The following is a 13898-nucleotide window of genomic DNA, read 5'->3' as shown; positions in this document are numbered from 1 at the left end:
CTTTTAAAAATAAATAGCTATAAATTTTAAATTCAAAGAAATTACTGGTTCAATTTCAAGACTGCCATAAAAGCTTCTTGAGGGACTTCAACTTTACCCATTGCCTTCATCCTCTTTTTACCTTTGGCTTGTTTCTTTAAAAGTTTCTTCTTCCTAGAAATATCCCCTCCATAACATTTAGATAATACATCTTTTCGCAAAGCACTTATGCTTTCACTTGCAATAATCCTACTACCGATTGATGCTTGAATAGGTATTTTAAATTGTTGTTTTGGAATAAGTTCTTTTAATTTCTCAACTAAACTTCTGCCAATTCCATAAGCCTTATCTTTATGAACAATAGAAGTTAATGGATCTGCTCTTTCTGAGTTTATTAGAACATCTAATCTAACAAGGTCATTTTTTCTATAGCCAATCAAATGATATTCCATTGATGCATAACCTTGGGTTCTACTTTTCATTTGATCAAAGAAATCTGTAACTACTTCTGCTAATGGAATTTCATAAATCAAGGTAACTCGATCTGTTGTTATATATTTCATATCTATAAATACTCCCCTTCTTTCCTGACATAAACCCATTAATGTTCCATTAAATTCATTGGGAGCATAAATTTCCATTTTCACATAAGGCTCTTCTATTGATTCTCTAAGTTGTGGATCAGGAATTGTAGAAGGATTATCAATAAAGATATGTTCCTGCTGATTTAAGTTAACCTTATAAATAACTGATGGTGCCGTTACGATTAGATCCAAGTCATATTCTCTTTCTAATCTTTCTTGAACAATCTCCATATGAAGAAGTCCTAGGAATCCGCACCTAAATCCGAAGCCCATGGCGCTACTGGTTTCGGGCTCATATTTTAAAGCTGCATCAGATAATTGTAATTTTTCTAGTGATACTCTTAAATCTGGAAATTGATCAGCATCAGTAGGGAATAAGCCACAAAAAACCATAGGATTTGCTGTCTTATAACCAGGCAAAGGATCATTGGCAGGTGAATTTAAAAGAGTAATCGTATCTCCCACTCTCGCATCAGCAACTGATTTTATAGAAGCAGCTAAATATCCAACTTCTCCCGCATGTAATTCATCAACTTGCTGCTGATCAGGGGCCATTATTCCTATCTCATCTAGTTCATAATTTTTCTTACTTGCCATTAATAATATTTTTTCTCTCTTATTAAGAGACCCAGATATCACCCTGAAATAAACAATAACTCCCCTATAAGGATCATAATAAGAATCAAAAATCAGTGCTTTTGTAGGTAGTTTAATTTCATCTTGAGGAGGAGGTACTCTTCTTACGATTGCTTCCAAAATATCTTTAATACCAACTCCAGTTTTTGCTGAACAATTTATAGCATTAGATGTATCAAGTCCAATAATTTCCTCTATTTCTTGTTTTATTTTTTCAGCATCAGCACCTGGTAAATCTACTTTATTTAAAACAGGAATAATTTCAAGATTATTTTCTAAGGCAAGATAAACATTAGCTAAGGTTTGAGCTTCTACTCCTTGACTAGCATCAACAACGAGTAAAGCGCCTTCACAAGCCTGAAGAGATCTACTAACCTCATAAGAGAAATCAACATGCCCAGGAGTATCTATTAAGTTCAAGACATATTCTTGAGAATCGTCAGCTTTATATTTCATCCTAGCGGCTTGTAACTTGATAGTAATTCCTCTCTCTCTTTCAAGATCCATACTGTCCAAAAATTGTTCTTGCATATCCCTTTGCTGCACAGTACCAGTATCTTGGAGCAACCTATCTGCAAGGGTCGATTTACCATGGTCAATATGAGCGATTATGCAGAAATTTCTAATTTTTGAAACCGATATATCAGTCATATAGAAAGAAAAATTCTCCTCTTATTACATCTTGGTTAATACTAGCTAATTAGAATTATGGATGGAAACCAAAAATAGAATTATTTCTTTTTTTGATGTCTTTTATGAAGGTACTGTTATTTTCAGAGTCCGATAGCTCTGGATAGATTAAGTCATTTATTTTTTTCTGAAGATTATGCTTGTTGTTTAAAAATAAGACAGATTTTTCTAGAACCTTTACCATAATTGAGACCGCAGTACTTGCTCCGGGAGAAGCCCCTAACAAAGCAGATAATGAACCATCAGATGAATTCACAATCTCAGTTCCAAATTTCAAAGAACCACCAGCTTCAGTTTTTTTAATTATTTGGACTCTTTGACCAGCATTCTTTAAATACCAATCAGACGAATTAGCCGATGGCATCATATTCTTTAAATTTTCAACTCTTGAGTTATGGTTCTTTAATGATTGTGATATTAAGTAATTAATTAAATCATTGTTCTTGAAACCAACGTCTAACATAGAAAAAATATTATTCTTTTTAATTGAACTAAATAAGTCAAAGTATGAACTTTGTTTTAGAAATTTCGTTGTAAATCCAGCAAAAGGTCCATATAAAAGAAGTTTTTTATTATCAATCCATCTTGTGTCTAAATGAGGCACAGACATTGGTGGCGATCCAATATCAGCTTTACCATAAACTTTTGAGTTATGTTTTTCTGTTAAATCTTTTTTCTCGCAAATAAGCCATTTCCCACTAACAGGAAATCCACCATAACTTTTTGCTTCTGGGATTTTTGATTTTTGTAAATAATTAATTGTTTTTCCACCAGCACCAAGAAAAACGTAGCCAGTTCTAATTGAAATTTTTCTACCTTCAGAACTGATTTCTAGTTCCCATTGTTTTTTATCAATTTTTTTTAAATCTACTAATTCTGTTTTGTATCTAATTTCAACATTTTTGTTTAAGGAAACTAATGACAAATACTCTTTAGTTAGAGCCTCAAAATTAATATCAGTTCCTCTACCTATTCTAGTAGCAGCAATTTGAGTAGATGGATTTCTATCTTTTGTTATTAGAGGAGCCCATGATGAAATTTCATCAAAAGATGTAGAAAATTCCATATCGATAAATTCAGGATTTTCGGTCATTTTCTGAAATCTTTTTTTTAAAAAAGAAATATTTTCCTCACCAGACACAAAGCTAATATGAGGAATAAATTTTAGAAACTTCTTAATATCAATTTTCCCTGCTTCATACAATGAGGCCCATAAAGACATGGATGTTTCAAAAGAACGATTTATTGAGAGCGCTTTATCTATTTTTAGATTTCCTTTTTCATCTAAAGGTGTATAGTTTAATTCGCAATTAGCCGCATGTCCTGTACCTGCATTATTAAAAGCGCCAGTACTTTCACTTCCTGGAGCATTTAATTTTTCTATAATAAGAAATTTTATATCTGGTAAAACTTCTGAAATTAGGAGGGCTAAAGTACTACTCATTATCCCTGCTCCTACTAAGACTGCATCAAAGTATGTATTGTCATTAGTGGGATTTTTAGATGAAGTCACAACAGAAAATTATCTTTTTTGCAATTAATCAGATTTCTTTCTAGGCTTATTATAAAGTTAATCCAAAATTATGAGTACTGAAACACTCTCCCTGACAAACGAAAATGTAGAAAAAGTCCTTGACGAGCTAAGACCTTTTTTAATTTCTGATGGAGGAAATGTAGAGATTGCAGAAATAGATGGTCCAATTGTCAAAGTCAGACTTCAAGGAGCATGTGGTAGTTGCCCAAGTAGCACTATGACTCTCAAAATGGGTATTGAAAGAAAGTTAAAAGAAATGATTCCTGAAATAAGCGAAGTTGTCCAGGTTTTATAAAAATTTTTAACTAAATATATATTATTTAGTTTTTAATTCCTTCAACAAAGATGATTCCATATCAAGGCAATCAATTGGAAGTCCTTGACCAATAGCGATTAAAAGGGGTGCAAGAATTCCTAAAGTAAAAACTAAATTTGATTGGCTTACATCATATTTACTCAAAGTAAAAGTTATCAAATAAATAATTGAAAAATAAGCATGAAGTGAAAAAAATTCTTTTGGCTTTAACACTGGCCACCTTAAAGTATTTCCCAAGAAATATAAAAAACCTGTCATAAAAAATAGTTACATGAAGATTAAACCAAATATAAACATAAACCTTTTTAGAGACTATTTATAAAAAAATTTACCTAAGATAATAATTAAAAAAACATTAAATCTTCGTTTCTATTTGTAAAAGCTAGACATGCAGTTAAAAATACGCCTATAATAATTTTGTAGCATTCGCTACTTTTCGTTCACCCTCATTTGAGGGCGCAGTTCGAGTCATACCATGGAACGGGGGATGGCCGTGTTGTCACATCGAAACATGACTACTTTAACTTACAGAGGTAAAAACTACGTTCAAAATAAAGAAGCTGCTAAAAAGCAACTTGTTGAACTTACCTACAGAAGAAACGTATACACCAACAGAATGGATGACGCTTCTTCAAGTAATGAAAAAGCAGAATTAAATTACAGAGGTGTTAATTACACTAAATAATTTAATTAAACAAATTAAAAGCCCCTTTTTCAGGGGCTTTTTTTTTGGCTATATTTATCAAGAGTCCTTTAAAAAATATGTCTGAAAGTTGCTGTAATACAAACACGTCGAATAAAGCGCCAAATCAATTCGATCATAAAGATGCAATTCAAGAAAGATATGGCTCAGCCGCACAAGAAAAAGAAAGTTGTCTTTGTACACCAGTTGGATTTAATCCCGTTTTACTTGAAGCAATTCCTCAAGAGGTTATAGAAAGAGACTATGGGTGTGGTGATCCAACAAAATATGTTCAAAAAAATGATATAGTCTTAGATCTTGGAAGTGGTAGCGGCAAAAATGCTTTCATTTGTGCCCAAATTGTTGGGGAAGAAGGGAAAGTTATTGGAGTTGATCAGAATCCTGACATGCTTTCTTTATCAAGATCAGCATCTAAAGAAGTTACAAAAAATATAGGTTTCAACAATACAGAATTTCTAGAAGGTTCAATTGAAAAACTTGATGAATTAGATAAAGATTTAAATCCATTAATCGCAGATAAATCAGTTGATATTATTTTAAGTAATTGCGTTTTAAACTTGGTAAGTCCAGAATCTAGAAATAACCTTCTAAATAACATAAAAAGAGTTTTAAACGATAATGGAAGAATTGCAATTAGCGATATCGTCTCTAACAAAAAAGTTCCTTTAAGATTGCAAAATGATCATGATTTATGGACAGGATGTATTAGTGGAGCATGGTATGAGCCAGAGTTTATTAGTGATTTTAAAGAACTAGGATTTAAAAATTTAAAATTTGCAGAAAGGAGCGCTGAACCTTGGAAAGTAATAGAGGATATTGAATTTAGAACAGTAACTTTAGTGGGCAATATTTAAAAAAATTCAAGAGTTGAAAATACAATATAAATTTCCATGAGAAATAATCTAAGAGATCAAATACCCGCATTAAAAAATAAGTATTATTTTAACTATGGCGGTCAAGGGCCATTACCAAAATCTTCTCTAGAAGCAATAGTTAAAACTTGGGAAATTATCCAAGATTTAGGACCATTTACCAATGATATGTGGCCTTTTATTTACAAAGAAATATTGACCACAAAAAGAGTCATTGCGCAAAAATTAGGTGTCAATTCAAAGAATGTAGCTTTAACCGAAAATATCTCTTCCGGTATGATTTTGCCCTTTTGGGGAATAAAAGTAGAAGAGGGAGAAGAATTGTTAATAAGTGACTGTGAACATCCTGGAGTAGTGGCTGCAAGTCGAGAATTTTGCAGAAGAAATAAATTAATATTCAAAATTCTGCCAATCCAAAAAATTAAAAATCTAAACGACGAAAATATAATTTTAGAGATTTTGAAAAATCTAAATAGTAAGACTAAGATCCTAATTATTTCTCATATCTTATGGAACTTTGGATATAAAATTCCTTTAAAACAAATTTCTATCGAATTAAAAAATAATCGAGAAGATTCTTATTTACTTGTTGATGGTGCTCAAACCTTTGGGCACATAAATATTGAAAAAGAAGTTTTTTATTCTGATTTATATTCAATAACTTCTCATAAATGGGCATGTGGACCAGAAGGACTTGGAGCCATTTATGTCTCAGATAGATTTATTCATGAAACAGATCCAACAATAATTGGTTGGAAATCATTAAAAAAAGAACAAGGTATTTATGAGCCTTCAGATAATCTTTTTCATGATGATGCAAGGAAATTTGAAATAGCTACCTCTTGCATTCCTTTACTTGCTGGGCTCCGGAATTCTTTAGATCTTTTGGATAAAGACTGCCATGAAAAAGAAAAAAACAAAAATATCAAAAAATTAAGTAGAAAACTTTGGGATGAATTAAATCAATCAAAGGGAGTTGAATTAGTTTTAGAAAAAAATTATTTAAATGGGATTGTTAGTTTTAATATCGAAAATATTAAAGATAAGGATAAATTTGTAAAGAAACTTGGAGAAAAGAAAATTTGGATTAGAGTTTTAGAAGACCCAAAATGGTTTAGAGCATGCGTACATCAAATGACTACAGAAGCTGAGATTGATTTACTTGCTAGAGAAATAAAAAAAATATTGAATTAAAGATCTATTGATATAAAAAAAATTTCGTTTACCAAGGTATCTCCGAGTTGTCCCATGCAATAAATTTTCCTGTAGATTCTGGTGATTGATTTTTAATAATATTGATCAAAAATTGGGAGGATTTTTCTTTACTAAATAATTTATGTTCTGGAACAAATTTATGAAAAGGTCTAGATAAATCAGTATCTACTGTCCCTGGATGAAGCAATGTGATAGTAGCCTTTGGGAAACGTCTAGCCCATTCAATACTTAAAGATTTAAAAAACTGATTTTGCGCAGATTTAGCAGCTCTATATGAATACCAACCTCCAGTTTGATTATCTCCAATGCTGCCCACTCTTGCACTTATACTTGCAAAATTAAAATTAAAATCTTTTGGTATAAATTCTTCAATCGCTTTAGCCAATAAAATAGGAGAAAAGGCATTTATTGAAAAACTTTCCATCATATTTTTTTTATCAAGATGTTGTAATCTTTTTTCTGGTTGAAGAGAATCACCATGAAGTCTTCCTGTAGCATTAACAACTAGCCTTAATTTTGAAGGATGATTTGATATTTTATTTTTCAACTGCAAAAGGGATTGATAATCCTCTATATCTAATTCCCAAAAAGGATTAAATTCACTTTTTCTCCCACACAAAACAACATCTAAATCTTTTTCACTTTCATTCAAATCTTTAGCTAGTTGTGTTCCAATTCCACCTGCTCCTACAACTAAGGCTAAGCCTTTCATTTTATTAAAAATAACTACATTGATTCTAAAAAACTTTTCTTATGATTTGCGTAAAGATCTTTATTATTTGATTAGGAAATTTTATTGAGATTTATTTTTTTCTTTTAATAATTTATAAGCTATTTTTCTATCATCAAAATTAATAACTTTTTCATCGAGAATTTGGTAGTCCTCATGTCCTTTTCCAGCAATTAAAACAATATCTTCTTTATTGGCAAATTTAATAGATTCATATATTGCTTTAAATCTATCAATCTCAATTATTATTTTTTCTCTTTTTTTTATACCCATCAAAATATCATTTACTATCTTTTGGGGTTCTTCTGATCTTGGATTGTCTGAAGTTATAAAAAGTTGATCAGATAACTCTTCAGCTATTGATCCCATTAAAGGCCTTTTACTACGGTCTCGATCTCCGCCACAGCCAAAAACAGTTATGAGTTTTCCTTCACAAAGTTTTTTAATTGATTCCAAAACTTTTTTTAATCCATCAGGAGTGTGGGCATAATCAACAATTACTGTTGGAAGTGATCTTAAAAGGACATCATTATCAATTTTTATTTTCTCCATTCTCCCAGGTGCACCAGGAAAAGATTTTATTAACTTTGATAGATCTTTTAAAGAAAAATTAAGTTTATACAAAATTGTTATTGCTTGAATCGCATTCATTAAATTAAATTCACCAACAAGTGGAACAAAAAGTTTAATTTTTTCCCTAGGTGTATGAAAAATACAGGTGGAACCACTTTCAGTAAATTTTTTATCTGTTACGAAAAAAAAATCATCATTTTCAAGTTCACTTTCAGTAATTTTTGTAGAGACTAATGAAGATCTTTTTTTAAGATCAGATGGTAATTTAGATATCCAATGGTCATCATTATTTAATACACAAATTCCATCTTTTTCTTTTAAGTAAGGCGGGAAAAATAATTTTCTTTTTGTTTGAAAATATGATTCCATATCTGAGTGATAATCAAGATGATCTTGAGTTAAATTAGTAAAAATAGCCGCCTCAAATTCGCATCCTGATATCCTGTTTTGAGCAATAGAATGAGAACTTACCTCTAATATCGCGAATTCAGATTCTGCCTCAACAGCAGCATTCAATTTCTTTTGGAGTTTATCGGCGAAATCAGTTGTATGAAGAGCCACTTCTGAAAATCCAGGCCATCTATTGAGCAAGGTCCCAAATAATGCAGTCTTTTTCCCTAATTTTTTTAAAAGATATTCCAATAAAAAAGTAATTGTTGTTTTTCCATTTGTACCCGTAACACCAATAAGTTTAAGTTTTCTTGAAGGCCTATTCCAAAACTCAGCGACTATTTGACCAAAAATATAATCTAAATTATCTTCTATAACCAAAATCCTTTCTGGATCAATAGATCCAATTTTCTCTTTTGCGGCAGACCCAACAATGGCAGCCTCTGCGCCATTTTCAATTGCCTCAATACAATATTTTCCTCCATCCACTTTTAAACCAGGCATACCTAAAAATAAAGTTCCTTTTTGTACTTCTTTAGAGTTAAAAGAAATATTATTAATTTCATGATCGATTAAATCTAATGAAGGAATAATTCCTACCAAATCTAAAAGTTTATGTAATTTTATAGATCTCATATAAAAATTATTTCTCCAGAATGTTACTAATATTTTTTTGAAACCAATTTGTTAACTGATCATCTTTTAATCTTGGAGAAATGCGAGGCAATTCTATAATCTCCTCGGACCTAATTCCTTCAACAGCAATAACAGGTACTTCATAATCATATTTTTTATATTTATCTTTATATAAATCGACCCTATCAATATCAATTTCTTTAAGCTCCTCTAGATTAGGGAATAACTCATTAAGATTTATTTTTGCCAGTTTATTTTTTAATGAATCACAAAGGCAACATCCCTGCCTAACAAAAATAAATATTTTCATTCATTTAGTCAGGTACAGGGTCACATCCACAGGGAGTTAAAGGATGACATCTGCTTAATCTTCTTAAAGTTAACCACCCTCCCTTCCAAGGACCATGTCTAGTAATTGCCTCATATCCATAAGAACTGCAGCTTGGAATAAATCTACATCTTGGTCCAAAAAAAGGAGAAAACCACTTTTGATAGAACGAAATCATAAAAAGAAGTATAGAAGTGATTGATTTATTAATAGTTTTGAACACTTTAATGATGTAAAATGATATTTCCAGTAGTAATTAGTTTAATTGAATTTAATCAATTATCCAATTTATTGCAAATTTCTATTTAATTTAAAATTATGTCAAGATACCGCGGCCCCAGATTAAGGGTTACGCGTCGCTTGGGAGAACTACCAGGTCTCACTAGGAAAGCTTCAAAGAAGTCTAATCCTCCAGGTCAGCACGGCCAAGCCCGTCGCAAGCGATCAGAATATGCAATTCGTCTAGAGGAAAAGCAGAAACTTAGGTTTAATTATGGAGTTTCTGAGAAACAACTAGTTCGTTATGTAAAAAAAGCTAGAGCTCAAGAAGGATCTACAGGAACTAACCTACTAAGACTTTTAGAAAACAGACTTGATAATGTTTGTTTTAGATTAGGTTTTGGAGGTACCATTCCAGGCTCAAGACAATTAGTAAATCATGGCCATGTAACCGTTAATGGAAAGGTTCTTGATATTGCTGGTTATCAATGCAAATCAGGCGATGTAATCGGAATCAAAGAAAACAAAGCAAGCAAAAAACTTGTAGAAGGTAATATAGAATTCCCTGGTTTAGCAAATGTCCCACCTCATCTTGATTTAGACAAACCTAAATTAACGGGGAAAATAAATGGGAAATGCGATAGAGAGTGGGTAGCTCTTGAAATAAACGAACTACTAGTTGTTGAATATTATTCAAGAAAAGTTTAATACTACTTTTCTTTGGATTATTAAATCTCTCATTAAAAAAATGAGAGATTTAATTTAATTCTTATTTTTAAAAATAATGGGAAATGAAGAAAATAATATAAAAAAACCAGGTTTTAAGACCTTATCTATTCACCATGGGGAAACATTTGCAGAAAAAACCGGATGCGTTATGCCTCCTATTTTTTCTACATCTACTTTCAAACATGGAAATAAAGATAATTTCGACTACACCAGATCAGGCAATCCAAACTTTAGAATTCTAGAAAGCGTCCTTAAATCAATAGAAGATTCTAAATACTGTACAGTTTTTGGATCTGGAATTAGCGCGGTAACTGCAATTTCATCAACACTAAAATCAGGTGACAAGATACTCTGTGAGTCAAATCTCTATGGTTGTACAGTGAGGATGTTCGAAAAAGTTTTCAAGAAATTTGGGCTAGAAGTTTTATACACAGATTTTACAAACGAAAATAATATCAAAAAGATTTCATACTTCGAGCCAACCTTGATATGGCTAGAAAGTCCAACTAATCCACTTTTGAAAGTACTTGATATTCAGGCAATTTGTGATGAAGCAAATAAACTACAAATCCCAGTAGTAGTGGACAATACCTTTTCAACAGCACTTATTCAAAAACCATTGGACCTTGGCGCAACACTATCACTAGTAAGCACAACAAAATTCATTAATGGACATAGTGATGCACTTGGTGGAGCAGTACTGACAAATAATGAGGTATGGAATAGTAAGTTGCTTTTCTCTCAAAAAGCTCTAGGGCTTCAACCATCTCCTTTTGATAGTTGGCTCATTACGAGAGGAGTAAAAACTCTTCCTTTAAGAATCGAACAACAAACGCAAAGTGCAAAATTAATTTCTGAAAAATTAGACAATCATAAAATAATTAGTAAAGTAATTTATCCTTTTAATCAAAAACATCCGCAATTTAATTTAGCAAAATCGCAAATGAGTGCTGGAGGTTCGATGATTACCATAAAATTAAATTTAAATAAAGAGGATACTTTTAAATTTTGCAAATCTCTCAAATATTTCTCGCTAGCAGAAAGCCTTGGAGGAGTTGAAAGTTTAATTTGTCACCCCGCAACAATGACTCATGCTTCTGTTGATGATGAAACAAAAAATCTTTTAGGGATAGATGATGCTCTTGTCAGATTATCGATTGGATGTGAAGAAACAAACGATTTAATCTCAGACATATTATTTGCTTTAAATAAATTCTGAAAATTGAGAGATTTACTTAAAAAACCTATATGGAAAAATTTAGAGTTGGGATATTCTATTCCTGATAGTATTCATGCTGTTTCTGTAGCATTACCTACTTGGAATGATGTAATAAATTACGAGGAAAAAAATCAAGAATGCATGAATTTATTGAGGTCCATTTACCCAAGATTCGGGCTAAATCCCATAGTGAAAAGATTATGTGAAAAAGTAAAAAAGGAAAATTACTATAACAATAAAAGTATCTGGCCATATCCGAATGAAAGCATAGCTTTTAAAGCAAAAAAATACATTGATAGAAATACTTCTGAACAATTGTCATTTATAGAAAAAAGAGATAATTTAGCTTTCTTAATAACTGAAAAAGAAGGAAGTATTTATGCGAAATCTTTTTGGCAACATACTGGTCTTGGAATATCTTCAAGGGCTGCTGCTATAGAACTAGGTCTTGAAGATTGCCCTCCAAAATCTTACGTAAATGAATGTTCTCAAAGAATAAAAAATAGAATTTCTAAATCTACAAAAATTAATCCTAATGATATTCACTTAACTTCATCTGGAATGTCTGCATTGCATACATCATTAGAAATCATATATAAATTATTTCCAGCTAAAGCAACACTCCAAGTTGGTTTTCCATATGTAGATGTACTTAAATTACCAATGAATATTTTTCATGGAGCCAAGTTAATTACAGAAGAAAATTGCGAGGATATTGAATTTGAAATTAAAAGCATAAATCCATCAGCATTAATCATTGAACTACCTAGTAATCCAATGCTCAAATGTGTAAACATTAAAAAAATTTCAAAAATAGCAAAAAAGTTAAATATTCCCTTAATTGTTGACGATACAATTGGTTCCAATTTAAATATAAATTCCCTAGAACATGCAGATATAGTTTTTACTTCACTTACAAAAATTTTTTCAGGTAGTGGTGATATTCTTGCCGGATCATTAATACTAAATCCAAAAAGCAAATGGATTGATCAATTTAGAAATGCAATAAACGAGATTAATCTTCCAACACTTTCCGATGGAGATACAGTTTATCTAGAGAAAGTTAGTAGAGATGTAAATCAAAGAGTTTTTGAACAAAATAAAGCATGTTTAGAATTAAAAAAAAGATTAGAGACCCATAGCGAGATTAAAAATATTTTCCATCCTGAAAATTGTCCAAATTTCAATTCTTTACTAACTTCTGATGGAGGATACGGCTGCTTATTATCATTCGAATTAAAAGGAGGATTAAACAAAGCTAAGAATTTTTATGATTCTCTAAAAGTATCTAAAGGGCCTAGTTTAGGTACAAAATTTACTCTAGTTTGTCCTTATGTTTTACTTGCTCATTATAACGAGTTGGATTGGGCTGAAAGTTTTGGTATACCCTCGCACCTTATTAGAGTATCAGTTGGATTAGAAGACCAAGATCAATTATGGAAAAGCTTTTCTGAGGCGCTAAATAATTTCTAAATTCCTAGTATTTACCGTATAGAAACTTATATACTCTTTTTCTGAATAATAGTTAGTATTAATATATATTTTCTCAATATATAAATGGCAAAAATTTATGAGGACAATAGTTTTGCTATTGGAAACACTCCATTAGTAAAATTAAAATCAGTTACTAAAAACGCGAAAGCTACAGTACTTGCAAAAATTGAAGGTAGAAACCCTGCTTACAGTGTCAAATGCAGGATTGGCGCCAACATGATCTGGGATGCAGAGAAAAGTGGGAAGCTTACAAAAGACAAAACTATTGTTGAGCCAACTTCTGGAAATACAGGAATTGCTCTAGCTTTTACTGCTTCAGCAAGAGGTTATAAACTCATCCTTACAATGCCAGAATCCATGTCAATTGAAAGAAGAAGGGTTATGGCAGTGTTGGGTGCTGAAATTGTTTTAACAGAAGCATCTAAAGGTATGCCTGGAGCAATAGCTAAGGCTAAAGAAATTGCAGAAAGTAATCCTTCTCAATATTTCATGCCAGGTCAATTTGATAATCCAGCAAACCCTGAAATTCATTTCAAAACTACTGGACCAGAAATCTGGGATGATTGCGATGGTGAAATTGATGTCTTAGTCGCAGGAGTTGGAACTGGCGGCACAATTACAGGAGTTTCAAGATACATTAAGCAAGAAAAGGGCAAAAATATTACTTCTGTAGCTGTAGAACCATCACATAGTCCTGTTATTACACAGACAATGAATGGGGAAGAGGTTAAATCTGGACCACATAAAATTCAAGGAATTGGAGCAGGATTTATTCCTAAGAACCTTGACTTATCAATTGTTGATAAGGTTGAACAGGTGACAAATGACGAGTCAATCGAGATGGCTCTTAGATTAGCAAAAGAAGAAGGTCTATTAGTCGGAATATCTTGTGGAGCTGCTGCTGCTGCGGCTGTTAGATTAGCTGAACAAGATGAATATGCGGGAAAAACTATTGTAGTTGTTCTACCTGATTTAGCAGAGAGATATTTATCATCAATTATGTTTACTGAAGTTCCAAGCGGAATCATTCAAGAACCAGTCAAAGCCTAAA

Annotated in this window: 15 protein-coding genes; 8 read left to right on the top strand and 7 right to left on the bottom strand. The window is 31.7% G+C overall.

Annotation, left to right across the window (positions count from 1 at the left end; genetic code table 11):
• Positions 1-41 precede the first annotated feature (41 nt).
• Entirely contained in the window at positions 42-1850 is a 1809-nt protein-coding gene (lepA, locus tag HA140_RS02260) for a translation elongation factor 4 (RefSeq protein WP_011817927.1), read from the bottom strand.
• Positions 1851-1905: 55 nt separating this feature from the next.
• The gene (locus tag HA140_RS02255) at positions 1906-3402 is read right to left on the bottom strand and encodes a malate:quinone oxidoreductase (protein WP_209039544.1); all 1497 of its coding nucleotides are present in this window, start codon (positions 3400-3402) and stop codon (positions 1906-1908) included.
• Positions 3403-3472: 70 nt separating this feature from the next.
• Between HA140_RS02255 and HA140_RS02250 the strand changes: the two genes are divergently transcribed.
• Positions 3473-3718 (top strand): NifU family protein, encoded by a 246-nt coding sequence (locus HA140_RS02250; protein WP_002805305.1) that lies wholly within the window; start codon positions 3473-3475, stop codon positions 3716-3718.
• Between the two features lie 21 nt (positions 3719-3739).
• On the opposite strand, the gene HA140_RS02245 is transcribed toward HA140_RS02250, so the two are convergent.
• Positions 3740-3997, bottom strand: coding sequence for a hypothetical protein (locus HA140_RS02245; protein WP_011375974.1), 258 nt, complete (start codon positions 3995-3997; stop codon positions 3740-3742).
• A gap of 253 nt (positions 3998-4250) precedes the next feature.
• Between HA140_RS02245 and HA140_RS02240 the strand changes: the two genes are divergently transcribed.
• From HA140_RS02240 to HA140_RS02230, 3 genes are all read left to right on the top strand, one after another.
• Positions 4251-4424: a DUF4278 domain-containing protein gene (locus tag HA140_RS02240; RefSeq protein ID WP_071813219.1), complete on the top strand. Its 174-nt coding sequence runs from the start codon at positions 4251-4253 to the stop codon at positions 4422-4424.
• A gap of 77 nt (positions 4425-4501) precedes the next feature.
• Positions 4502-5296, top strand: a complete 795-nt coding sequence (locus tag HA140_RS02235; protein ID WP_209039543.1) for a methyltransferase domain-containing protein — start codon at positions 4502-4504, stop codon at positions 5294-5296.
• 36 nt (positions 5297-5332) lie between these two features.
• Positions 5333-6508: an aminotransferase class V-fold PLP-dependent enzyme gene (locus HA140_RS02230; RefSeq protein ID WP_209039542.1), complete on the top strand. Its 1176-nt coding sequence runs from the start codon at positions 5333-5335 to the stop codon at positions 6506-6508.
• Between the two features lie 28 nt (positions 6509-6536).
• Here HA140_RS02230 and HA140_RS02225 read toward each other — a convergent pair whose 3' ends face one another.
• The 4 genes from HA140_RS02225 to yidD form a co-directional block, all read right to left on the bottom strand.
• Positions 6537-7241, bottom strand: a complete 705-nt coding sequence (locus tag HA140_RS02225) for an SDR family NAD(P)-dependent oxidoreductase (RefSeq protein ID WP_209039541.1) — start codon at positions 7239-7241, stop codon at positions 6537-6539.
• An 81-nt stretch (positions 7242-7322) separates the two neighbouring features.
• Positions 7323-8858, bottom strand: coding sequence for a UDP-N-acetylmuramoyl-L-alanyl-D-glutamate--2,6-diaminopimelate ligase (locus tag HA140_RS02220; RefSeq protein WP_209039540.1), 1536 nt, complete (start codon positions 8856-8858; stop codon positions 7323-7325).
• Between the two features lie 7 nt (positions 8859-8865).
• Positions 8866-9168, bottom strand: coding sequence for a glutaredoxin family protein (locus tag HA140_RS02215; protein WP_209039539.1), 303 nt, complete (start codon positions 9166-9168; stop codon positions 8866-8868).
• 4 nt (positions 9169-9172) lie between these two features.
• Positions 9173-9409 (bottom strand): membrane protein insertion efficiency factor YidD, encoded by a 237-nt coding sequence (gene yidD / locus HA140_RS02210; RefSeq protein WP_025928090.1) that lies wholly within the window; start codon positions 9407-9409, stop codon positions 9173-9175.
• Between the two features lie 95 nt (positions 9410-9504).
• Here yidD and rpsD point away from each other — a divergent pair, with 95 nt between their 5' ends.
• From rpsD to cysK, 4 genes are all read left to right on the top strand, one after another.
• Positions 9505-10113: a 30S ribosomal protein S4 gene (gene rpsD, locus HA140_RS02205; RefSeq protein WP_011817920.1), complete on the top strand. Its 609-nt coding sequence runs from the start codon at positions 9505-9507 to the stop codon at positions 10111-10113.
• Positions 10114-10189: 76 nt separating this feature from the next.
• Complete coding sequence (locus HA140_RS02200) at positions 10190-11353, top strand: trans-sulfuration enzyme family protein (protein ID WP_209039538.1); 1164 nt, start codon at positions 10190-10192, stop codon at positions 11351-11353.
• 3 nt (positions 11354-11356) lie between these two features.
• On the top strand, positions 11357-12826 hold the full coding sequence (locus HA140_RS02195; protein WP_209039537.1) for a PLP-dependent transferase: 1470 nt from the start codon (positions 11357-11359) through the stop codon (positions 12824-12826).
• A gap of 84 nt (positions 12827-12910) precedes the next feature.
• The gene (gene cysK, locus HA140_RS02190; RefSeq protein WP_002805805.1) at positions 12911-13897 is read left to right on the top strand and encodes a cysteine synthase A; all 987 of its coding nucleotides are present in this window, start codon (positions 12911-12913) and stop codon (positions 13895-13897) included.
• Position 13898 lies beyond the last annotated feature (1 nt).

Origin of the sequence: Prochlorococcus marinus CUG1417, from assembly GCF_017695975.1 — a bacterium.
Classification (GTDB): domain Bacteria; phylum Cyanobacteriota; class Cyanobacteriia; order PCC-6307; family Cyanobiaceae; genus Prochlorococcus_A; species Prochlorococcus_A marinus_AG.
This window is presented reverse-complemented; position numbering and strand designations above follow the sequence as displayed.

Bases quoted from the DNA above. Each gene is read 5' to 3' on its own strand.
- lepA (WP_011817927.1), bottom strand. From the start codon at position 1,850: ATGACTGATATATCGGTTTCAAAAATTAGAAATTTCTGCATAATCGCT.
- HA140_RS02250 (WP_002805305.1), top strand. From the start codon at position 3,473: ATGAGTACTGAAACACTCTCCCTGACAAACGAAAATGTAGAAAAAGTC.
- HA140_RS02245 (WP_011375974.1), bottom strand. From the start codon at position 3,997: ATGACAGGTTTTTTATATTTCTTGGGAAATACTTTAAGGTGGCCAGTG.
- HA140_RS02240 (WP_071813219.1), top strand. From the start codon at position 4,251: ATGACTACTTTAACTTACAGAGGTAAAAACTACGTTCAAAATAAAGAA.
- HA140_RS02235 (WP_209039543.1), top strand. From the start codon at position 4,502: ATGTCTGAAAGTTGCTGTAATACAAACACGTCGAATAAAGCGCCAAAT.
- HA140_RS02230 (WP_209039542.1), top strand. From the start codon at position 5,333: ATGAGAAATAATCTAAGAGATCAAATACCCGCATTAAAAAATAAGTAT.
- HA140_RS02225 (WP_209039541.1), bottom strand. From the start codon at position 7,241: ATGAAAGGCTTAGCCTTAGTTGTAGGAGCAGGTGGAATTGGAACACAA.
- HA140_RS02220 (WP_209039540.1), bottom strand. From the start codon at position 8,858: ATGAGATCTATAAAATTACATAAACTTTTAGATTTGGTAGGAATTATT.
- HA140_RS02215 (WP_209039539.1), bottom strand. From the start codon at position 9,168: ATGAAAATATTTATTTTTGTTAGGCAGGGATGTTGCCTTTGTGATTCA.
- rpsD (WP_011817920.1), top strand. From the start codon at position 9,505: ATGTCAAGATACCGCGGCCCCAGATTAAGGGTTACGCGTCGCTTGGGA.
- HA140_RS02200 (WP_209039538.1), top strand. From the start codon at position 10,190: ATGGGAAATGAAGAAAATAATATAAAAAAACCAGGTTTTAAGACCTTA.
- cysK (WP_002805805.1), top strand. From the start codon at position 12,911: ATGGCAAAAATTTATGAGGACAATAGTTTTGCTATTGGAAACACTCCA.